The organism is Eubacterium sp. MSJ-33 (genome assembly GCF_022174665.1).
Taxonomy (GTDB): domain Bacteria; phylum Bacillota; class Clostridia; order Lachnospirales; family Lachnospiraceae; genus Coprococcus_C.
In genome coordinates, this window is sequence record NZ_CP076562.1 from 986,336 (window position 1) to 1,009,881 (window position 23,546).

Consider the following 23,546-nt stretch of genomic DNA (forward strand, 5'->3'; position numbering starts at 1 on the left):
CGCCAAGCTCAGATTAAGCGGGTGTAGTTCAATGGTAGAACACTAGCCTTCCAAGCTAGATACGTGGGTTCGATTCCCATCACCCGCTCTTTATTTTGCAAATACATCCCATGTATGCAAGATATTATGTGTCCGTAGCTCAGCTGGATAGAGCAACGGCCTTCTAAGCCGTGGGTCGGGGGTTCGAATCCCTTCGGGCACATTTTTATATTATATGGTGGGTATGGCGCAGTTGGCTAGCGCGCCAGATTGTGGCTCTGGAGGCCGAGGGTTCGAGTCCCTCTATCCACCCTTTTTCTTTTTAGATTGCAGGCTTTGCAAGAGCAGGTTTTTATTGGGCTATCGCCAAGCGGTAAGGCACAGGACTTTGACTCCTGCATTCGTTGGTTCGAATCCAACTAGCCCAGCTTTTTATTTTTATATGGGCCACTAGCTCAGTCGGTAGAGCACTTGACTTTTAATCAAGTTGTCGGGGGTTCGATTCCCCCGTGGCTCACTTTTGGCAGATGAGATCATCTGCTAATTTTTTACTCCAATACATGGATATGGACGCTATATCACCGCTCCTCTTCCATCGTATATATAATTTTATACATGCGGGTGTGGCGGAATTGGCAGACGCGCTAGATTTAGGTTCTAGTGGGCACCCCCGTGCAGGTTCAAGTCCTGTCACCCGCACTCCACAAAAAAAGCAATCAATTGATTGCTTTTTTTATCCCCGAAATATACTTCTCACCGCAGCCAGATACTCCTCCGGTCTGTCCGCCTTCTTCACCTTCTTAAGCTCACGCTCTGCATCCGGGAACATCTTCCCAAGATAGAACCACACTTCCTTCATCTTGAATAATGCATCCCGCTCACAGTCCATCTCTTCCCGGTAACCGGCATACAACCGATCATGGTACTCCCTTAACTCTGCCATTGTTACAGACTGTCCTGTCCGTATCTCACGTACCAGTCCCGGATTCGCGATAACACCTCTGCCAAGCATGATTCGGTCTACCTGCGGGAACTTTTCACGGAACACATAGTAATCTTCCACTGTAAATATATCTCCATTGTAACACACCGGATGTACACACTGTTCCAGTGCTTCCGCAAATACCGCAAGATTCGGATGATTGTTGTAAAAATCCTTCTGCAGACGTGGATGGATGATCAGTTCGGAGATCGGATACCGATTATAGATCTGCAGGATATCCTCAAACTCTTCCGGGAATTCCATCCCGATCCGTGTCTTCACTGAGATACTGCATCTGCGATCCTCCGGCAGTCCGGACATCCCCTCAAACACCGCATCAAAGAACCGGTCTAACCGCTCCGGATCTTCTAGGAATCCACTTCCCTTTTTCTTCGATACGACCGTCGCCATCGGACAGCCCAGATTTAGATTCACTTCGCGATAGCCAAGCTCCGACAGCACATTACACGCCGTAAGAAACTGTTCTGCATCATTTGTCAGAATCTGCGGCACAACATACATGCCTTGGTTATTCTCCGGTGCTACATCCTTCCGTTCTCTTGTCTTCAATACTTTCTTCTTCGATGGCGCAATGAACGGCGTCACGTATTTATCCATATCTCCAAACATCGCATGATATACATTTCGATACACATACCCTGTCACGGATTCCATCGGTGCCAGATAAAATTGTATCGGATCAGATTCCATAATATTCACCGTAATTCTCCTTTATCACTTGCATTTATTCCACATGTTTCGGTCGAAATATATACAGCAAAACAGCCTTGCATATATTATCTGCTATCATACAAAGCCAGACTGCTTTTAATCCCAATCCAAATACATTTACACATAAAAATGTTCCTAATATCCGAATACCCCACATACTGAACGCCTCACAGGCAAAAACATGTTTTGTGCGCCCCATACCGTAGGAAATACCCTCCAAGACAATCATAAGACCAAAAAACGGCTCCGAGAACGATACCAGTCGCAGCATCTCGCTTCCGATCCTTGCTGCATGGACAGAATTCGTAAATAGACGCATAAACGGATAGGCAAATAGGTAAAGTCCGATTCCGTTTACTGCCATAATCAATAACGTGATCAGGATTGACACCTTCTCTGTTGCTTTTAACTTCGGAGTATCCTTCTCTCCAAGTGCATTTCCAACCAATGTGCTTGTTGCCACACGGAGTCCATACCCCGGAATATAGACAATCTGCTCCGCTGTAATGGCAATCGAATGCGCTGCAAATATCGTTGTTCCCATCCCGGATACCATCCGCGCAAATGCAATATAGCCAAAGCAGCTTACAAAGGTTGTTCCAAGTGCCGGCAGTCCGATTGTAAATGTCTCAGATAGGATCTCCCGGTCAAGTCTCATATCTTTTCCCGACGGATGCAGCTTTGTCTTACTGAGCATCAACAGAAACATGGCGATACCACCAATTCCAAAGCTGATGCAGGACGCGATTGCCGCACCTGCCACACCCAGGTCCAATCCATATATAAATACCATGTTCAACAAAATATTCAACACATTTTCACCCACACTGATAAACATCGGCGATTTCGTGTCCTTGATAGACCGTATCATAGCAGAAAAAATTCGGGAAGATGCCCGAAAGACAAGCGAAATACTTGTAATCATAAAATACACACCTGCCGGTCTGACAATATCCGGTTCCACTCCCATCCAGACCGGAATATATGGAGACAATATAAGCGCGATTACTTCCAGCAATGCACCAATTGTAAATGCATATAATATTGATTGTCCCGCCAATCTTTTCAGTTTCGTTTCATCCCCGGCTCCATTTGCTTTCGATGCAATTGCCAGCACAGCTACAGCAATTGCACTCGGAATTGAATGAAGCAGCCAGCCGACGGTTGTCGTCGCGCTGACTGCTGCTGTCGCTTTCTCGCCCAGATGTCCAACCATCGCTGTATCCACATATTGAAGCAAGGTTGAGAGGATTTCTTCCAACACTGTCGGAATTGATAATGTGATCAGCGACTGAAACGCTTCCTTATAATATGTTTGTTTCATCTATCATAAATCCTTCTGTTTCCTTTTGTCTCATATGCACAATTTCTATTTATTACAAATTGCACATACAAATCATGTTGTTATATTTATTTCTATTATACCTGCAAATATCACAGCCAGCAACCATACATTTTCCGTCCGTTATTTTGTATAAAAAGAAGGGCTTATAAAAAGCCCTTCTTCGAAACACTCATTTACTTATCATGTCTCTTCTTTCTGGAAACACCCAGAATCATAATTCCTGCCGCTGCCACAAGCATTATCACCGTAATCGGTGCAACCGGTGTTGCATCGCCAGTCTTTGTTGCTGTGTTCGTTGATGTTGATGTCGTTGTCTCCGTCGTCGTAGCGGTTGTAACTTCTGTGGTCGTAATCTCTGTGGTTGTAACTTCTGTGGTTGTATCAGTTGTCTCTGTCGATTCAGAAGTTTCTGACGAAGTAATATCTTCGCGCGCATCCTTCATTACAATCAAACGCTGATTTATATCACTTCCATATGCAAACTGAACATCAACCAGATTTCCATTTTTATCAATCTTAAATAAAATATCTCGAGCCAACTCATATCCTTCCGGAGCCAGTTTCTCATGAATTCGATAACTTGTTCCAATCTTAAGCGTTTTACCGGAGATAACTTCCGCGTTACTCGTTGATATCCACATCTTTATTGGTGACATATTATTTTCTTCATACAACTCCATGCTTGCGCCAGGAAGTTCATTTGCACTACCATTAGATATCTCAACCTTACTAATAGTTATAGACGAAATTACAGCATCTTTAATCGTAATCTCATTATCAACAGAATTAGCCATTGCCGTTCCTGTGGTAATTGCACTATTTGCATCACTTGCCAGAACTTCTATTGTTCCATCATCTTTAATTTTAAATGAAATATTTTTGGAACACAGATATCCATCTGGTGCTATCGTTTCAACCAACACATAAGTCTCTCCAAGTTTGATTTTCGAGCTAATATCGTAGGAGGCGTTCGTTGATACCCAGCTATCCAATGCAACGGCACCGGATTTTACATTTCCACTTCCATCAATATCCGTATTCCGATAAAGAGCAATCTTTGCACCAGGAAGGAAATTATCATCCAAATCCGTCTTATTAACCAGAACTTTAAATTTCTTATCTGTCATAGTCACCGTTTTGGATATATTATCCACATTTCCATCATTTCCCGACTTGGTTATGGATCCATCCACTGCAATCGTAAAAGCTATACTGTTCGCCTTCGTATATCCTGTTGGTGCCTCTGCTTCATCCAAGCGGTATTCCCCTGCTTCCAACGTAATGGACTTTTCATTTGCAGAGGATGTCCATTCTGATTTTAAAATAGCATTTGTTCCTTCTATTTTATATAATCGAAGCAAAGCCCCCGGCAACTCTGTCAAAGATGTTATATCCTTTTTACTGATTTTTACCGTTGTTCCAGAAGTATACGTATTTGTATATGCAATTTCTGAAAGTGCTCCATCTCTGACAGAAATCTCTGCACTTACTCCATCTTTTGCTGTCACTCCAAAACTATAAGAAGTTTTCACCGCCGCGCTGGTCAGAGTATTTTTCTCCGTAACAATATAATCGCCAATTGGAACATCAGCATCCAATTCCTTATAATATCGCCCATCTGCCAACTGGCTCATAGCAGCACCATCAATTGACCATAGAACCGTTTCAGGATTTGTTTTTTTAGCAATCTCAAATTTTAAATTCCGAACCGCATTTTCTTTCGTCAATCCTGTTATACCTGTCACATCAATTGTCTTATAGACAGCAATTCTTCCAGTTTTTACTTCATACTTATTTGTATATGTAATTGTAGAATCTGCATCATTGGCTATAGTTATGACACCACTGTCACCCGCAGTCTCTGCATTCGTTCCTACGTGATATGTCGTTTTCCTTGTGTAATTTGCACGATCAACATCACTTTCTATTACCGTATAATCACCGGCCTCCAAATTAGAAAGAACACACTCATATTTTCCACCATTATTAAGAGAAAAATCATTTGCTGTATATTCTCCAACAACCGTTGTCCCCTTCTTTACAGTGAATTTGATTGTATCTTTTATATCGTTCCAGCCAAGTGCAGAATCCGTTGGTATTTCCTTGACAATTTTCAGGCTTCCAAGCTTCTCATCAGTCATGATCAGAGTTTTTTGATCTGGTGATACCTGCCCGTTGCTTCCTGTTAATGTGATTTTTCCATCTGCACTCACATCAAAAGTTATCGCATTCGCTTTATCATAACCTGCCGGAGCAATCTTTTCTTTCAATGTATATCTGCCAGGGTTAATTGTTATTACTTTTGTTGCTGCATCCTGTGCAGGAGTTGTCACAGAATCATCCACTGCAATCTGTTGCGTTGCAGACTGGGAAGTCCACGACGCAAATGCGCTTCCAGTTGTTCCATCTCCTTTATATAACTCCAAAGAAGCCCCTGTCAGATTTGCACCAGCCGTCGTCCTCTTACTAATCGCAATAGTGGAAACTGTTGTATAGGTATTTTTAAACTCAACATTAGTTGTAGTTTCTTTTACAACATCAATATCCAGACTTTTTCCAGCAATCCACGTGGTTCCCGCATCTGTTGAATATTCTACTTTCTGTGCAATTTTAGATGTCGTATTTGATACAGTTTCTTCAACAGTGTAATTTCCCGCTTTCAGATTATCTAATGTTAATGTCCAGGTTTGCGTAGTCGGATCATATAGGAAGTTCGCATCGCCCAGCTTGTATGTTCCAATCAAATTTCCTGTTGTCTTATCCTTGACCTGAAACTCTACAACACCTTCCACCTCTGCCTTCGTTATAGAACCTGCGACTGATTTTTTGACAACCAATATTCCGGCTTTTTCATTTTCATAACCTAACACCGTGTTATTTTCATCGAATTTCTTAGTATTTGCTGGCACATCGAATGTACTATTTGTATCTCCTACATAGAAATAATAAGGTTCACGGTTCAATGCAAAACTGTCATCTGCATCAATTTCATATAATGCATACAACTGATTAACAAGTAAATTATCAATCACTACTTTTCCATCGTTTCCAAGCGTTATATTATCACGAACAATCGAATTACTATTTCCAGACAAAGTCACCGGTGATACAACATTTGTTAACTTATCATACTTAACAGACTCTAATCTGAATTTTGAACCGTGCAGTGCAAGCTGCTGATTTCCATCTGTCCAGAATTTTCGTATTGTAATACTACTGATATTACTTTCCGCTGTTCCAGTCGGTGTAAATGACATCTGATTAAAGGAAAATGAATCCTCCATATAATTATTGGAAAATCCACTCAATGTGAATTTATTTGTCGAATTTTCCGTGGTAAGCTGGGTTTTCTTCGGAGCAATCGCACTATACTTTATAATTACACATTTTCCGTCTGGTATAGTAAATGTAATCGTATGTTTATCTGAACTAATAACATAACTAGCACCTAATGGAGTCCCATTTTTATCTGTAACCACAATCGGGCACTTATCCTTATCAAACTGACTTTCATAATCATCCGGACTTGTAAATGTAAGCGCACTTCCAATCGTATCAACCGCTGTTAATGGATTTCCATTATTAAGCGTCAATCCATTCTCGTTCACCTTAATCGTATAATGGATAAACGGAGCTGAAATCTGCGTATACTCTGCGCTTTTAGAAACTATTTTCTTCGGTGTTAATGTCTTCTTATCCGAGGCAGTTCCTATTGATTTACTATCATAAGTTGCAGATGCAGTATTTGTAAATTCCTTTGCCTGTCCACCTTTTACAAAAGCTGCTTCATCCGAAATTTTAGCACTATATTGCAAATATACATATATCTTCTGATTTGCCGCTGCATTTTTCATTGCTTCCGTATATGGGACCGTAATAGAAAAGTCCTTATCGCCAGCCTTTGTTGTATTCGAACCAGTACCTGTCAAATCAGTAATAGAATACGTATATGGTCCATATCCTACTTTCACTGCATCGGTCAATTCCATGCCCTCCGGCAAAGTATCCTTAAATTCAAAATTCTTTCCAGATTCAAGTACATTTACCAGCGACGAAACAGTATAGTTTATAGTATTGCCACTATCATTTACCTCACCTGTCTTCGTAAGCAAATTAGATGAATCTTCAAAATCTGCTGTAACTTCACCAATTGTTTGTGTTTTATTTCCTGATGTATACTCAAGCGTAGCTCCATTTCTATATACTCGTCCCGATGTACTTGTATCAGTTATCTTCGTTGTTACAGTTGCCACAAAAGATTTTACATCTGAATTAGTAAGTACATATCTTCCGTTTGCAAATACGCCATTCTCCGTAAAGTCATTTTCCAAATAATTTTTTCCATTCAAGGTAATCGAAGATTCCAAACTGTGTTTTCCAACAGTTGCCCCTTGAATCCAATAATATACTGTATTTTCAACTAATGTTATGTTTGTTACACCTTGTGGTATATCCTTAGCAGTTATTTCCCAGGTGATTGTTTTTGTATTCGGATCATAAGACTTGAAAGTTTTTTCAATTGATGCTTTTGTTGCACTTATTGTATAGGTTGCATCTTTGGATAGTTGATCTCCATTTTTCAGAGTAGTTTTTACTGTATTTTTTACAGTTTGATCCACCAAAGAATTTTTTACATCATCTGTAACTGTAGTTGTATATGTATAAGTAAATGTTCCGTTTCCATCTGATATCCAATTTGGGTCATTTACACCAATGGTCGGTGCCGGATCTTTTAATCCTTCTCCTAATATATCTTCTATGTTAGTCACATAATTAGACAAGACAGGTTTTGAACTATCATACATATCTCCCACTTTAATCTCAATCTTCCACGTCACGTTTCCTGTAGACGAATCATAACTGAGCGCGCTCTTATTTACCTCCGGTTTTGTTAAATTCAATGTAACTTCAGACGGGTTTGTATTTTTTGTCTCATCTGAACGATTACTTGTATATGTACCACTTAATGTGTTTTTATAATTACTGCTTGATAATATAGCATCATCTGATACTGTGACCTTATACTCTATCGTTACATAGCCGTCTTTATAGAATGTTGCCCCCTTCACTGCATCCACTGCTTCACCCCAGGAATTATAATCGGTATTATTGTTTAATGTGTTTCCTGATGATTCTACAATTTTTACATCTGTAACAGCGCCAAATTTCCCAGCAGGTGTTGGTGTATCTTTCAAATTGATATTTGTTACAGTTCCGTTTGATGCTGAAACCCTTGCCCGATATGTTATTTGATATCCTGCATCCGTCCTTTTCTTTGCAGACTGATATTTTTGTACGCTTGCGCTGCTCTCCGTATCAGAAACATAATATTTCGGAGAAGAACTATACTCTCCAAAAATTAAATTTTGTTTTGTATTATCCTTCTTACTATCATTCAGGTTTTCTATTGTTCCTGAAAAAGATACCGTTCCTATTCGTCCATCTTTTGATGTAAGATATTCGGCGTCCGTAAATGTAATTGTAATACTTCCATCATTATTTACAACATAATATCCAACACTCTTTCCTTGCTGTGTATTTCTCGAATCATACAATCCGCCCGTTGCATTTGGTGGAATGTTTATACCACTTTTGTTTGTTGTCGCTGAAATTGTATACTGACTGTTTGCAGGAATTGCACCATTCTCCAATTTCCAGTTAAAAGTTAATTGAATGTCTTGTCCGGCATAAATACTATCTGAATCTTTAATCGACTCATACTTATTTCCTTTTTTTACTTGTATATCATATCCAGTTACCGAAAATTTATTTTCTCCGGATGTCATATTATTACCGGTTCCCTGCAATTCAATATCATTTGATTGCACAGCAATCACTGAATCTTCCTGCAATAACTGTAATGTTTCTGCATCGCTCTCCGATGCAACACTCTCTGTCTCCCCACCTTCCGCAACCGGTGTGTAGCTGATGTTCTGGAATAATGAAATTAACATCAACATCGAAAGCAGAAATGCGATTACTTTTTTCTTGTTTTTTTGCTTGTTCATAAACTCCATCCTCCATTTTTTTATTTTCAAATGCATCCTCGCATTTATGCATTTGAACGATTTATGATAAACTCTGACATCCCACTGTGCAGAGAAAAATTAAGAATAATTACCATCTGATATCTATATCGACAGTAACCCATTATTAACATAATATTTTACATGATATAGTCTGTTTTTTCAATATTTCGTACCTATAAAAGAATGCTTTTTTTGACTGTTTAAACGCAAAAAACCTGCCACACCGTTTCTGGCGTAACAGGTTTTTGTAACCATCTTTACGAAGTATGTTTTATTCTTCGTCCTTCTTCTCCTCTGTGGATGCCTCTGCATCGTCATCATCAAAGAAGCTATCATCAAAGTCATCATCGTAATCATCGAAATCATCTAAGTAATCCGGTGTCAGATACTTATAAACTGCTACGCAGATACCTACGATAATTGTCAGAATACCAACGATCAATGCAACAGAGAAAAACGCATTTTTAGCTTCTGTTACGCACTCGTCTTCTTTTACAACTTTTACTTCGTCACAACACTTTCTCATAGTTTTCTACCTTCCTTTCATCGCTACTGATAAATTAATTTTACCACAGCTTATCTGATATTTCTACCGTGATTTACAACTTTTTCATTTTTACAAGAGATGCAAATAAATGTTTTGCACCGACACGGTCAAAATTCACGACAATTTCCTGATCGCTGCCGGATGGGATTACATCGATAACTTCACCATTGCCAAATTTGATATGGCGCACTTTGTCACCTACCTCATAGCTTGTCGGAGCAGACGCTGTAGATCCGCCCATCGGAAATGCTTTGCCAAATCCCGGATTAGCACTCGGGTTCGCATTTGCTGTGGCAGATCGTGTATACGGATTATTCTTTCCATATGCTTTCAGTTGAATCACCTGTTCTGCCGGTTTCTTTGATGGAATCCGATCCATATTCGACGGTGCATAGCCAAAAGCCTTCTCTTCGTACTCCAGATAATGTTTCGGAATCTCCTTGACAAAGCGCGATACCTCTTCAAAATTCGTCGAACCATGTACCATACGCTGTCCGGCAGCCGTCATATACAGCTTCTCCATCGCACGTGTGATTCCGACATAACACAGTCTTCGTTCCTCTTCTAATGCATCCGGATCATCGGAATCAAGTGCCATTCCGCTCGGGAATAACCGTTCTTCCATACCTGTCATAAATACATACGGAAACTCCAATCCCTTTGCACTATGCAACGTCATCAACGTCACCTTCGCGGTTGGCACACCATCTTCGTCTTCCTCCTCAGTGTCTGCCACAAGTGCAATATCTTCAAGAAGACCGGTCAGCGTCGGCGCTTCTGCGCTCTCCTCGTAAGTTACAATCTTATTTTTAAGTTCTTCTAAGTTATCTAATCGGGTACGTGCTTCATCCGTTGCCTCAGCGGTAAGAGCTTCACGATATCCACTTTCATCCATGATTGCATCGAATACTTCACTGATGAATTCACCCTGCACCAGACGCGCCTTAAAGCCTTCTATCATGTCCGTAAACTTGCGGATCTTCTCCACGTTTCGTGTCATGCCCGGTACTTCTTCGATATCTAACAGTGCATCATACAGATTATATCCATTTGTCTGCGCATACATATCAAGCTTATCCACGGTTGTCGCACCAATCCCCCGCTTCGGCACATTGATAATACGCTTGATTGCCTGATCGTCAATCGGATTTGCAAGCACCTTCAGATAGCTTACCAGATCCATAATTTCTTTTCTGCCATAGAAATTCTGTCCACCATAGATCTTATATGGAAGATTCTCATACAGAAGCTTTTCCTCAAGCACACGCGACTGTACATTTGTACGATATAAGATTGCGATATCATCCAGCGATACCCCTTGATTCTTCAAGGTTTTGATTCGGGATGCAACACCATTTGCCTCCTCGTACTCCGTACCATAGCGCGTAAATGTTACCTTCTCGCCATCCTCCTGCTCTGTCCAGAGGCGTTTATCCTTTCTGCCCTCATTGTTCGCGATCACCGCATTCGCAGAATTTAAGATATTTGCCTTGGAACGATAATTCTGCTCCAGCTTTACGACCTTGGCGTCCGGATATTCTTCCTCAAAATTCAGGATATTGTAGATGTTCGCACCCCGGAACTTATAGATACTCTGGTCGTCATCACCCACGACACATAAGTTCCGGTATTTCGCTGCCAGCATCTTCACCAATATAAACTGTGTATGGTTCGTATCCTGATACTCGTCAACCATGATGTACTGAAACCGTGTCTGATATTCGTCAAGCACATCCGGATTCGTCTCAAAAAGAAAGATTGTCTTAAAGATCAGATCATCAAAATCAAGCGCATTGTTGCTCTGCAGACGCTTCTGATACTCCCGGTAAACCTCTGCAATCTTCTGATCCCGGAAACTTGCCGCATGTTCCTTCTCGTAATCGTCCGGTGTCATGTACCCTTCTTTTGCCTTCGATATAGCTGAAAGCATCGCCCGCTCCGGATATAACTTCGGATCTAATTGCAGATACTTCAACACTTCTTTTACAACCGTCTTCTGTTCGCTTGCATCATAGATTGTGAAACTGCTTGTTCCACCGATCTTGTCAATATGTTTTCGTAAGATTCGAACACACATCGAATGGAATGTCGATACCCATACACTCTCTGCGCCAAACCCTACCAGATTGTCTACTCGTTCCCGCATCTCTGCCGCAGCCTTGTTTGTAAATGTGATTGCCAGTATATTGTATGGATTGACTGACATCTCATCAATCAGATATGCGATCCGGTGCGTGATCACTCTGGTTTTTCCGGAGCCCGCACCAGCTAAAATAAGTAAAGGCCCGTCGGTTGTACAACAGGCCTCTAACTGTTTGTCATTTAATCCCGGCATCGGTTTACTGTAAACCTAACTTTGCCTTCATCGCTGCCAGTTCATCCTGTACAGCTGCATTTGGAGCTGCATCATACTTGGCTGCTAAACTGTCGATGCCACTCTCCTGTGTTGTCTGATTTAATTCAGTCATAGCATTTGCCTGATCAAGCATTGCATTTGCCTTTGCTTCCATACGATCAAAAGCTGCCATGCTACTTGCAGAATCTGACAGATTGTTTGTCATCTTGTTCAGACGATCCTGAGTCTTAGCAACTTTCATCTTTGCCTTGATTGCATCACGGCGGGAATCAAGCTGATTGATATCTGTCACAAGTTTGTCATGCATCTGACGCATCTTCATTGCATTTGCGGCAGCAACATCATATGTCTGCTGTAAACTTGCCTGCTTCGCTGTAAGCTGGTTCTTCTGCTCTAAGAACTTCATAGCATCTGCTTCATTACCCGCAAGAAGCGCCTTCTCTGCATATGCCTGCATCTTTGCAATCTCTGAATTCACTTCATCAAGCTCACGCTTACATCTCTGCTCGTCTGCCATAACAGCTGCAGTCTCTTTCTTAACCTCTGCAAGATCCTTTGTCAGGTTGCGGAGTGTCTGATCAATCATCTTCTCCGGATCTTCTGCCTTATCGAGAAGTGCATTGATATTTGAAGCCATAATGTCTTTAAATCTCTGTAAAATTCCCATTGTAATAAAACCCTCCTATAATTCTCATCTTCATACCGTGAAATCCACGTTGCTTTTATTATACTTGATAAAGATAGTAAAGTAAAATGGATTTTTGTTAAAAATTGGTATTATCACTGCAAGTTACCGGTTCCTAGTTATATTTCGCGATAACCTCTTCGTTTGCCTTCAAAGCATTTTCTTCCATCTGTTTTCTCTCTGCCAGAAGCTTTTCCTGTACCTCCTTATGCTGCACACCGATAATCTGCAATGCGAGATATGCAGCATTCTTTGCACCGTTGATAGCTACGGTTGCAACCGGAATTCCGGATGGCATCTGCACGATAGAGTAAAGCGCATCCTGTCCATCAAGTACGGAACCGGAGATTGGTACGCCAATGACAGGAAGTACGGTCTGGCTTGCAACAACGCCCGGAAGTGCGGCTGCCATACCTGCGGCTGTAATAAACACTTCTGTGCCGTTTCCGTTTGCTTCCTCGATAAATGCGGAAAGTCCTGCATGTGCACGGTGTGCTGACAGGCACCGCACATCAACCTGTACGCCATAATCCTTCAGAATCTTGATTGCCGGTTCTACTTTCGGAAGATCACTTGTGGATCCCATAATCACTGCTACTCTCATTTTGTTCTGCCTCCTTGATGTTAAATATATTGTATTGTATCACTATCTCCCGATAAAGGAAACAGTATTTGTTGCTGTTATGTTATCGTATGTTCCTTACATCACTACATCTTTCACAAGTTTCTCTGGTTTTATTTGTTTTTGCTCCACCGTATATGCACCGAGAAGCCGATTCTTCGCTTCTTCCGATACACCCATGTCATCAATATACATATAGGCAAGCACGTCACCCTTTCGCACCGCATCCCCCAGATGCTTTCTGATATCAAGCCCGACACCTAAGTTGATCGTGCTGTCCTTCGTCGCACGTCCACCGCCCAAAATCAGATTCACCATTCCAACCTCACTTGTGTTACAGGCTGCCAGATATCCATCCGCTTCGCAGATGATCGGCACACAGTTTGCAGCAAGCCGGAATTTGTTCACATCGTCGATGTATGTGCCATCACCGCCCTGTGCTTCCACGAACTCTTTGAACTTGGCAAGTGCCGCACCGCTCTCGATTGCTTTTTCACACTGTGCCTTCGCATCTTCAAAATCATCGGATTTTCCTGCTGCCATATACATATATGCCGCCAACGTGAGTGACACGGTAAGCAGGCGGTGAATCCCATGCATGTCGTAGCCTGCACGATTTTCCATGCACGCACAATCTGCCATGTCTGTGCGGTCCGCACCACATCCCTGTTGCGCTATATTTTCGCTTGTACTATAGGTATCACACCAGCTCTGCACGTCTGTATCCCCGCTTGTGCCATGCGTGTCATATGTGAGATAAGGTTTCACATTCTTCATCGACAACACCTGCACCGCTTCGATTACTTCAAGTGCATTGCCAACCTTGCAGCCAAGAGGTTCGTTCATATCGGTGATCACACCGTAACACGTTCTGCCTGCGGTTTTACCGATATCGACCATGATCTGTGCCAGCGCATTTGCATCTGCTTCATTCTTCATAAATGCCCCGCTGCCACATTTCACGTCCAGCACGATTGCATCCGCACCTGCTGCAAGCTTCTTGCTCATAATCGAAGATGCAATGAGCGGCAGACTGTCAACCGTCGCTGTCACATCACGCAGCGCATAGATCTTCTTATCTGCCGGTGCCAGATCACCAGTCTGTCCGACAAGTGCCAGCTTCATGGAATTGACGTGTTCAATAAATTCTGCCTCCGGGATACTCACGCAGAAACCCGGAATTGACTCTAGCTTATCTATCGTACCGCCCGTGTGTCCGAGTCCTCTGCCGCTCATCTTTGCAACCGGCACACCCAGACTTGCAAGGATCGGTGCCACGATAAATGTTGTCTTGTCCCCGACCCCTCCGGTACTATGTTTATCCACCTTCACACCGTGGATGGCTGCAAGACTGAGCTGGTCGCCGCTTTGTGCCATCGCATGTGTCAGCGCGCAGGTCTCGTTGTGCGTCATGCCTTTGTAGTAGACACACATCAGCCACGCACTCATCTGATAATCCGGGATTTCTCCCTTCGTAAACCCTTCCACGATAAAACGGATTTCATCTGCAGTATGCTCTGCACCGCTCCGTTTCTTCATGATCATATCGTACATTCGATACATCCAACGTCACCCCCTGTGTCGTAGCTACCTGATATCCTGCAGAAAACTCTTCCCAATTGCCTCCGCATCATCCACGCAGCTTCCAAGCAGATACTCTTCTACCGTCTTTCCAATATCCGCAAAGGTCGGTCTCGTGCCAAGATCCGTTCCCTGCTTCAATCCCTTTCCATACATCAAAACCGGAATATATTCCCGTGTGTGGTCGGTTCCCTTGAAAGTTGGATCACAGCCATGATCGGCATCCACAATCAAAATATCCTCGTCCGTCATCTGCGCATACAGCTTCGGCAGCCATGCATCGAATTCTTCAAGTGCATTCTTATAGCCAAGCGTATCCCGGCGGTGTCCGTATTTCATATCAAAATCAACCAGATTCGTAAAAATCAACCCTTCCGGTTCTGTCTGCATATAGTCAAGCGTCTTCTTCATGCCATCGGTATTCCCGGTCGTATGCACCGAAGCGCAGATACCGCTGCCATGGAAGATATCGTTAATCTTACCGACTCCGCATACCCGCACGCCCGCATCTGCCAGATGTACCAGCACGTTGTGCTTCGATGGCTCTAACGCATAATCACGCCGGTTGCTCGTACGCTCGAAGCCATCGCCTTTTCGTACAAATGGTCTTGCAATCACGCGTCCGACACCATGCTTGCCAACTAAAATCCTTCTTGCAATCTCACACATCTCATACAATCGTGGAAGTCCGACCTTCTCCTCGGACGCCGCGATCTGGAATACCGAATCCGCCGACGTATAGACGATCGGATATCCGGTCTTCATGTGCTCCTCTCCATATTCCGCGATAATCGGGATACCGGAAGCGACTTTATTTCCATAGATGGCTCCACAATCGGTCTGCTCGATAAATGCATCGATAATCTCCTGCGGAAATCCATTTGGATATGTCGGAAATGCGTGCTTCGTATAAATCCCAATCATCTCCCAGTGTCCGGTTGTCGTATCCTTTCCGTTGGATAGTTCCCGTGCCTTTCCATACACACCAATCACATCGCTCTTTGTTGCTTCATCATAAAACGATGTCTTCTCAATCGCCCGAAGTCCAAGCTTCGTCAGATTATCGAATTTTGCATCCGGATATGTCTCTAATATATGTCCGAATGTGTCAGAACCTACATCACCGAACTTGTCTGCGTCCGGCTCCGCTCCGATTCCTGCACTGTCAAGTACGATCCATATTACACGTTTTGCCATATTTCACGTCCTTTCTGCAGAAGATTTATGCTTCTGCCTTGTTTTTATTTCTGTAAATCAGGTACAGCGGTAACGCTACAAATACAACGCCACCGACGATATTTCCAAGTGTGACCGGAAGCAGGTTGTTCAGGAAGAACTTACCAACCGTCATAGAGTCAAGCTGTTCCACTGTCATACCTGCGGAAATTGCCGCATCATAATATGCCTCACCGTGCTTTGCAAGAAGTCCTGCAGGAATATAATACATATTTGCCACACAGTGCTCATAGCCTGCAATCACAAACGCCCAGATTGGGAAGAAGCATGCAAAAATCTTTCCGATTGCATCCTGACACACACCTGCCAGAAGCACTGCCAGACATACAAGGATGTTACACATGATTCCGGATGTAAATGCTTTCATGAAGCTTAAATTCATCTTATTATAAGCGGTCTTAATCGTTGCTGCTGCAAGCGCGCCGTTTCCATAATCAAGCTGCCCACAGCGGTTCACCAGCACAACCACGATACACGCACCAATCAGATTCGTGATAAATACAACTACCAATACACGAATCATATCGAGAAGCTTGATCCGCTTATCAAATACAGCAAATGACATCAGGCAGTCACCTGTGAAAAGCTCTGCACCGATCAGCACAACAAACATCAATCCCACCGGGAAGATTGCACCTGCTAATGACTTCGCAAGTCCTGTATTGCTAATTCCGTAAACTGCCGCACTACTGCTCGATGCACCAATCGCAATAAAAGCACCTGCAAGCATACCGAGCAATACCAGCTTTCCGAACGAAAGCTTTGTTTTTCCCTCATATACCCCCATATTATCTGTAATCAGATCACCGATCTTTTTCGTACTCATTTTTTCTTCCTTCCTGTATCTTTTATTTTTGTAATTTTTCTATAACTTCCATCAGGAATCCATGACTGATTCCTGACAAATTTCCTATCATAAAGCACTTACCGCAATGCTTCATTCAACGCTTCCGTACCCGGGAGCACGAATCTTCCGTCTTCAATAATTGCCGTCTTCGTGCCATCCGATTTTACTGCATAGATTCCGCCGATCTCCTCATATGGAATCGTGATATCGGTATGGCAGTTGAAATACGCGCCCGCCCGTGCCTCTTTGTCCCCGGAATTTCGGAGTGCGGAGCATTCATTTTCTTTGGCTACGATCTCCCTGCCATCCGGATTATACAGGCGGCTGTCCTCGCTGTAGCTGTAGCAGGTATCACCGACTGCAAAATGCGGTCCCATTTTCTCTACGATGAGAATCGGAAGCTTATATAAGATATCGTATTTTCTTGCCATCGCATATGCTGTCGTATTCGTACCGATCGCAAATTCTCCGATCGGGAGCGTCTCATGATGGAACAGCAGATTCTCCTTGATAAACCGTTTATTTTCTGTCTCATCCGCGAAGTTCTTACATGTATAATCCACGACCTTTCCGTTCTTGAAGATGAGTTTCAGGTCTGTGTATTTTAATTCATTCAGATATACCCGGCTCACATGCAGCGTTCCCTCCGTACCGTTGAGTACCGGAGAAGTAAATACCTCTCCGAGCGGGATATTCACATCTGCCAGACAGTTCTCGAAGTTTGTCTGTGTTCTGCGGTTGATCTTGTGCAGCATCACCTTCATGTCCGTCTGATTTCCACCCTTGCCGAACACCTGCACATATTGTGCGTCATCTAGGCAGTCAATCATGGTCTGCTGGATGGATTTGTATTTCTCATTATCAAGCGTATTGACTTCCACAACAGCATCGAAGATTTCCTCGAAATCCGCACCAATCTCCGGGATTGGATATGCGATGATCGTGAAGCTATACTGATCGTGCGGAATGTAGCGGTTTGTGATCTCCGCTACCTTCGACCCATATTCCACAGACATCTTCTGCTGCTTGTCGGATAATTTCCATACTGTTGATTTTGTCTGTGGGCTGAATGGTTCTTCACCGAACACTTCAATGACCGCAGGTCCTGCATAGACACGGGCAGCTTCTTTCTCCTGCTCATAGGTCTGCTGCATGACTTCAAGCTTGCGCTCCATATATGCACGGTCGAAGAATACCGCATCATCCCCTGCATGGTCATACTCATACTGCTTGTTCGCCGGTGTCGCAGCGTATCCGGTGCGGATCGTTCCCTTCCGGTTCATACGGCTGACCGGATACCTGAATAAAATCGCAGACAATCCTTCCTGCTCGAACATGCGGATTGCCGCTTTCACCATACGCTCCTGTCCAATTGCATAACGGATATTCACAGACTTCTTCGGGCTGATATCAATTCGCATCGTCTCAAAGCCCTTGATAAAGCCCTGCACGTACGTGTGTGCCAGACTTTCGATTTTTTCCTCCGGAAGCTTCGCTAAATACTGCGCCATTCGAAGCTCATTTTCACCGATATATTCACCATAAGCATACAGATAATCCGGTGTCATAAGATCACTCTGCATGACGATGTCATATGCAAATGGGTTCACGCATGTAACCGTCTCACGGATCCTTCTTGATACAAGCACATCAGCATAATCATACATATAGTAATAGATAGCTTCCTTGATTTCCTTCTCGTCCGGAAGCTTCTCATCCCCGGATGCGGTAAAGATTCCATACACCTCTAAGAAAAGCTCCATCAGGGAAACCATCGCCTGCATCTCATTCTCATATGCGTACACAATCATAGCGCGGATTTCCGCGTATAACATGCATAAATATTGACCATATACACCAAGTTTTTCCACCGCATAATCCGGATTTGCAAAGCTTATGTCATAATGCTCCGGCAAAATATCCGCATATAAATTGTGATTGATCTCCTGTAATTTTGAAAGCGGAAGGTCGATCCTGCCCGGCTGTGACACAATCTCATACACATCATACACATACAGAATAAATTCCGCCACACTGTCAAAATACATTTTAAGATCCTTCACGCCTGCATCCATCTTGGCAAGTGTGTCCCAGATTGGCTGATCCTCTTCCTTTATTTCACTGATTCGTTCTATCGCAAGCTGCATGCGCTCCTGCAAATCTGCATCGTTCATAGTTTCCTCCTACCTCGTCCGAAGACTTAAAATCTGGCTAATAAAATGATTATGATCGGAACAACAAAGGATACAATGTTTAACCAGATGGAGATCCGCTTGCCACGCACGCCACCCTTCTGGGACTGCAGACCCATACGGGCAAAGATTCCGCCCACGATTGACAACAGCATGGCGATGATGTAAAGCATCCCGAACACCTCGGGTACATGTCCCGCAGTCGCAATGGATACGATCACACTGACAACCTCAATCGCAAGCGCGATGCCACCCATGCAGTCTGCGATGATCGTGTCACCTGCAAACGATGAATCTGTAAAATAATATCTTCGTTTTTTGAACAAACCCATAATCATTTATTTTACACAGCCAATCAGGGTGTTGATATCTTCTACCCCATTTGCCTGCATATATTCCTCAATTCCTTTTATAATCTCAACGGTTGCATATGGATTGTGGAAATTCGCTGTTCCAACCGCAACGGCAGTCGCACCGGCCATAATCATCTCCAGTGCATCCTCGGTATTCATTACACCGCCCATACCGATAATCGGCAGTTTCACGGCATTTGCCACCTGATATACCATACGCACCGCAATCGGATGGATCGCCGGACCGGACACACCAGCCGTCTTGTTTGCCACTGCAAATGCACGGCGTTTTATATCAATCTTCATACCGGTCAAGGTGTTGATCAGGGAAAGTGCATCACTTCCGGCTGCCTCGGCTGCCTTCGCCATCTCTGTAATATCTGTGACATTCGGAGAAAGCTTCATGATGATTGGCTGTTTTGCCTTCGCCTTGATTGCCTTCGTGATATCATACAGTGCTTTTGGATCCTGTCCAAATGCGATACCTCCCTCTTTCACGTTCGGACACGATACGTTGATCTCCAGAAGGTCAACCGGCTCATCGCCAAGTCGCTCTACAACGTCCAGATAATCTTCGGTGCTTTTCCCGCACACATTGACGATAATCTTCGTATCCTTCTCCTTCAAGAATGGGATATCCCGCTTCACAAATGTATCAATTCCCGGATTCTGCAATCCGATTGCATTCATCATGCCACCATAGGTCTCTGCAACACGCGGTGTCGGGTTGCCCGGCCACGGAATATTTGCTACGCCCTTTGTCGTTACCGCTCCAAGGAGATTTAAATCTACGAACTCATCGTATTCCATACCGGAGCCAAATGTGCCGGATGCAACAGTGATCGGATTCTTAAGCTCCACACCTGCAATACTTACCTTTGTATTCATCAAAGCTCCACCTCCTCAGCATAAAATACCGGACCATCCTTGCATACGCGTTTGTTCTTTACCTGCGAATGGTCATCTATTTCCTTCGATTTGCACACACAGGCAAGACAGGCACCCACGCCGCATGCCATGCGCTCTTCTAAAGATAACTGTGCTTCGATGCCATGTTCTAGTGCATAGCTCTGGATCGCACGGAGCATCGGTGTTGGTCCACAGGCATAGATTTCTGTGCCTTCGATGCCGTACTCACGAATCGCATCCATAACCGTTCCTTTGACTCCGATGGCACCATTGTCGCTGGATTTGTAAACTGTACCATATGGTTCAAATTCTTCTGATAAGAATTCCTCATCGCGGAATCCTAGCACGATTGACTTCTCGCATGTAAGTTCCTTCGCAAGCTGCAGCATCGGTGGAATACCGATTCCGCCGCCGATCAGGATTGCCTTCTTATCCTTCTTTGTAAATCCGTTTCCAAGTGGTCCGAGTATCGTGATCGTGTGATCGGATGTGAGCATCGAGAATTCCTTTGTGCCTTTTCCTGCAATACGATATACAATTCGGAGTGTGCCTGCTGCACGGTCAATCTCACACAGACTGATCGGTCGTGGAAGCAATTTGCTTCCATCTGCAGAATACACATCGATAAATTGTCCCGGTATTGCCTGACTGGCAATCTCCGGTGCCTGTATCACCATTGAGTATATATCTGTGGCGATCTCATCCTGACGGACGATCTTCGCCTCCATCTTTATCTTTCCCATTTTCGACTCCTCTTATCTTCTAAATGCATCGATAAATCTGCTGCCTTGTATTTATTAGTGGCCTGCTCTTGCTCCATTGATGTCGGCAATCATGTTCTTGACTGCCTGACGGCTTGCATCTGCATATCCGGTCTCACCGAACGATGCATACTTATCCTGCTTATAAGCAGCGATGATGCCGCGGGAAGAGTTGACGATTGCACCAAGTCCGTCTGGATTGAAATAATGTACAAGATCTGCGGCCTTACCACCCTGTGCACCATAACCCGGTACAAGGATATATGTCTTCGGCATCAGCTTACGAAGTACCTTACCCATTTCCGGGTATGTAGCACCAACAACACAGCCGACATTGCTATAGGTATCACCCATGCAGGCTTCGCCCCACTCAACGACCTTCTCAGCGACAAGCTCATACAATGGACGGCCACCCACAAGCTGATCCTGAAACTCACCGGAAGATGGATTGGATGTCTTTACAAGTACGAAGATCCCCTTATTGTACTGCTTACATACATCAACAAACGGCTTCACACCGTCTGTTCCAAGATATGGATTGACTGTTACGAAATCCTCATCAAAACCAGCGTATTCCTTGCTTCCAACCTGCACCTTGCCGAGATGTCCGACTGCATATGCAGTTGATGTAGAACCGATGTCGCCACGCTTGATATCACCGATGATCACAAGCCCTTTCTCCTTTGCATATGCACACGTCTTATGGAATGCAATCAGTCCTTCAATTCCAAACTGCTCATACATCGCAATCTGTGGCTTCACTGCCGGAATCAGATCATAAGTTGCATCGATAATTCCTTTATTATATTCCCAGATTGCCTCGGCTGCACCCTTCAAAGTCTCGCCATACTCAGAAAATGCTTTCTTACGGATGTACTCCGGTACATAGGAAAGCATTGGGTCTAACCCAACAACAATCGGCGCGTCCTTCTTCTCAATCTGTGCTACTAACTCGTTAATCATTTATTTGTCCTCCTAATAATAATCTAATATTCGGTGTCATTCTAATTATGTGCTATACACATATGCATGATCCTACTGATCCTCTATAATTGCTCCATTATAACGAAGCTCACCATCTACGATTGTTGTCATAACCTTTCCAACCAATGTCTGACCGGTATATGGGGTATTGTGTCCCTTCGATTCAAACTTGACCGGATCGACAACCCATGTCTCTTCCGGATCAAAAATCACGATATCCGCCTTTGCACCCGGTGTCAATCTGCCATACTTATCATCGATGCCGATAATCTTCGCCGGGTTGTAACTCATCTTCGTTGCCATATCCATGATATCCATCAGCCCCGGTGCAACAAGCGCTGTATATGTAAGTGCAGCTGATGTCTCCAGACCCACGATTCCAAATGGTGCTTTGTCGAAGAACTGACTCTTCTCCTCGTCAGAATGTGGTGCATGATCGGTCGAGATCGCCGGCATTGTTCCGTCTACCAGGCCTTCCACCAACGCCTTTACATCCTTCTCCGTACGGAGTGGAGGATTCATCTTATAATTGCTGTCTGCTTCCTTGATATCTGCATCTGTCAATGTGAAATGGTGTGGGCATACCTCTGCAGTAACATTCGCCCCAAGCCGCTTTGCCATCCTCATGAGTTCCACCGTTCCAATTGTGGAACAATGACAGATATGAAGCTTTGCTCCTGTCTCATGTGCAAGGAAAATATCACGCGCTGTGATGACATCCTCCACTGAATTCGGAATGCCCGGCACACCAAACTTCTCGGATGCAACACCTTCATTTAATACGCCTTTTCCAACGAGATCCTTATCCTCGCAGTGTGCCATAATCACTGCTCCAAGCTCGGCTGCTTTCTTCATTGCCGCGCGATAAACACGGATATCCATGACACTCTTACCATCCTCGGAAAATGCAACCGCACCTGCCTTTAACATTGCTTCCATATCGACAAGTTCTTTTCCCTCCATGCCTTTCGTGATAGAGGAAAGCTGCTTCACATGCACATAGGCATGCTCTGCCCTCTGTAAGATATCCTGCAGTACTTCCACATTATCGACAACCGGTTTTGTGTTTGGCATCGCACATACAGTTGTCACACCACCGGCTGCCGCTGCACGCGAACCTGTGATGATATCTTCCTTGTATGTCAGTCCCGGATCCCGGAAATGTACATGCAGATCGATAAATCCCGGCATCACATATTTGCCCTTTGCGTCGATCACAAGATGTCCATTTTCCTGGGCTTCGTTGTAATCCGCCTGCTCGCCGCGGCTTCGCACATAAATTTTCTTTATACAATCCTGTTCAATCAATACGTCTGCAATCTCATGCAATCCGGTTGCAGGATCAACGACGTGTCCATCAGTAATGAGCATTGTGTTCCTCCTAATATGTTAAATAATCGTCCTCT

At 43.8% G+C, this 23,546-nt stretch carries 16 protein-coding genes and 6 tRNA genes; 6 read left to right on the forward strand and 16 right to left on the reverse strand.

The genetic code is table 11. From position 1 onward, the window contains the following. The first annotated feature begins 17 nt into the window (after positions 1-17). From KP625_RS04560 to KP625_RS04585, 6 genes are all read left to right on the forward strand, one after another. Positions 18-88: transfer RNA gene (locus KP625_RS04560), tRNA-Gly, on the forward strand. Positions 89-128: 40 nt separating this feature from the next. Then, positions 129-202: transfer RNA gene (locus KP625_RS04565), tRNA-Arg, on the forward strand. A gap of 15 nt (positions 203-217) precedes the next feature. Further along, positions 218-291, forward strand: a tRNA-His gene (locus KP625_RS04570). Positions 292-335: 44 nt separating this feature from the next. Further along, positions 336-407: transfer RNA gene (locus KP625_RS04575), tRNA-Gln, on the forward strand. A gap of 16 nt (positions 408-423) precedes the next feature. Continuing rightward, positions 424-496, forward strand: a tRNA-Lys gene (locus KP625_RS04580). Between the two features lie 100 nt (positions 497-596). After that, positions 597-678, forward strand: a tRNA-Leu gene (locus KP625_RS04585). Between the two features lie 34 nt (positions 679-712). Here the strand turns inward: KP625_RS04585 and KP625_RS04590 are convergent. The 16 genes from KP625_RS04590 to KP625_RS04665 all read right to left on the reverse strand — a co-directional run bounded on the left by KP625_RS04590 (position 713) and on the right by KP625_RS04665 (position 23,511). Continuing rightward, positions 713-1,657: a tRNA dihydrouridine synthase gene (locus tag KP625_RS04590; RefSeq protein WP_238299909.1), complete on the reverse strand. Its 945-nt coding sequence runs from the start codon at positions 1,655-1,657 to the stop codon at positions 713-715. Between the two features lie 49 nt (positions 1,658-1,706). Next, complete coding sequence (locus KP625_RS04595) at positions 1,707-3,017, reverse strand: MATE family efflux transporter (RefSeq protein ID WP_238299570.1); 1,311 nt, start codon at positions 3,015-3,017, stop codon at positions 1,707-1,709. 194 nt (positions 3,018-3,211) lie between these two features. Continuing rightward, on the reverse strand, positions 3,212-9,046 hold the full coding sequence (locus tag KP625_RS04600) for a SpaA isopeptide-forming pilin-related protein (protein WP_238299571.1): 5,835 nt from the start codon (positions 9,044-9,046) through the stop codon (positions 3,212-3,214). Between the two features lie 292 nt (positions 9,047-9,338). After that, complete coding sequence (locus KP625_RS04605) at positions 9,339-9,593, reverse strand: hypothetical protein (RefSeq protein ID WP_177970122.1); 255 nt, start codon at positions 9,591-9,593, stop codon at positions 9,339-9,341. A 73-nt stretch (positions 9,594-9,666) separates the two neighbouring features. Next, positions 9,667-11,949 carry a DNA helicase PcrA gene (pcrA, locus tag KP625_RS04610; protein WP_238299572.1) on the reverse strand — a complete coding sequence of 761 codons (2,283 nt, stop codon included), beginning with the start codon at positions 11,947-11,949 and terminating at the stop codon, positions 9,667-9,669. Between the two features lie 4 nt (positions 11,950-11,953). Further along, the gene (locus tag KP625_RS04615) at positions 11,954-12,637 is read right to left on the reverse strand and encodes a PspA/IM30 family protein (protein WP_177970124.1); all 684 of its coding nucleotides are present in this window, start codon (positions 12,635-12,637) and stop codon (positions 11,954-11,956) included. Positions 12,638-12,770: 133 nt separating this feature from the next. After that, positions 12,771-13,259 (reverse strand): 5-(carboxyamino)imidazole ribonucleotide mutase, encoded by a 489-nt coding sequence (gene purE / locus KP625_RS04620; protein WP_177970125.1) that lies wholly within the window; start codon positions 13,257-13,259, stop codon positions 12,771-12,773. A gap of 96 nt (positions 13,260-13,355) precedes the next feature. Beyond that, a complete protein-coding gene (locus tag KP625_RS04625) occupies positions 13,356-14,840 on the reverse strand; it encodes a thymidine phosphorylase (RefSeq protein WP_238299573.1) in 1,485 nt (494 codons plus the stop codon). Positions 14,841-14,864: 24 nt separating this feature from the next. Beyond that, entirely contained in the window at positions 14,865-16,055 is a 1,191-nt protein-coding gene (locus KP625_RS04630) for a phosphopentomutase (protein WP_238299574.1), read from the reverse strand. A 25-nt stretch (positions 16,056-16,080) separates the two neighbouring features. Then, the gene (locus KP625_RS04635) at positions 16,081-16,920 is read right to left on the reverse strand and encodes a formate/nitrite transporter family protein (protein WP_177970128.1); all 840 of its coding nucleotides are present in this window, start codon (positions 16,918-16,920) and stop codon (positions 16,081-16,083) included. Positions 16,921-17,018: 98 nt separating this feature from the next. Continuing rightward, a complete protein-coding gene (locus KP625_RS04640; RefSeq protein WP_238299575.1) occupies positions 17,019-19,115 on the reverse strand; it encodes an aminopeptidase in 2,097 nt (698 codons plus the stop codon). Between the two features lie 26 nt (positions 19,116-19,141). Further along, positions 19,142-19,465, reverse strand: coding sequence for a hypothetical protein (locus tag KP625_RS04645; protein ID WP_238299576.1), 324 nt, complete (start codon positions 19,463-19,465; stop codon positions 19,142-19,144). A gap of 6 nt (positions 19,466-19,471) precedes the next feature. Continuing rightward, on the reverse strand, positions 19,472-20,374 hold the full coding sequence (locus KP625_RS04650) for a dihydroorotate dehydrogenase (protein WP_177970207.1): 903 nt from the start codon (positions 20,372-20,374) through the stop codon (positions 19,472-19,474). Then, positions 20,374-21,138, reverse strand: a complete 765-nt coding sequence (locus KP625_RS04655; protein ID WP_238299577.1) for a dihydroorotate dehydrogenase electron transfer subunit — start codon at positions 21,136-21,138, stop codon at positions 20,374-20,376. Before KP625_RS04655 ends, KP625_RS04650 begins: the two co-directional genes overlap by 1 nt. A gap of 54 nt (positions 21,139-21,192) precedes the next feature. Continuing rightward, the gene (gene pyrF, locus KP625_RS04660) at positions 21,193-22,119 is read right to left on the reverse strand and encodes an orotidine-5'-phosphate decarboxylase (RefSeq protein ID WP_238299578.1); all 927 of its coding nucleotides are present in this window, start codon (positions 22,117-22,119) and stop codon (positions 21,193-21,195) included. A 72-nt stretch (positions 22,120-22,191) separates the two neighbouring features. Continuing rightward, the gene (locus tag KP625_RS04665) at positions 22,192-23,511 is read right to left on the reverse strand and encodes a dihydroorotase (protein ID WP_177970204.1); all 1,320 of its coding nucleotides are present in this window, start codon (positions 23,509-23,511) and stop codon (positions 22,192-22,194) included. Positions 23,512-23,546 lie beyond the last annotated feature (35 nt).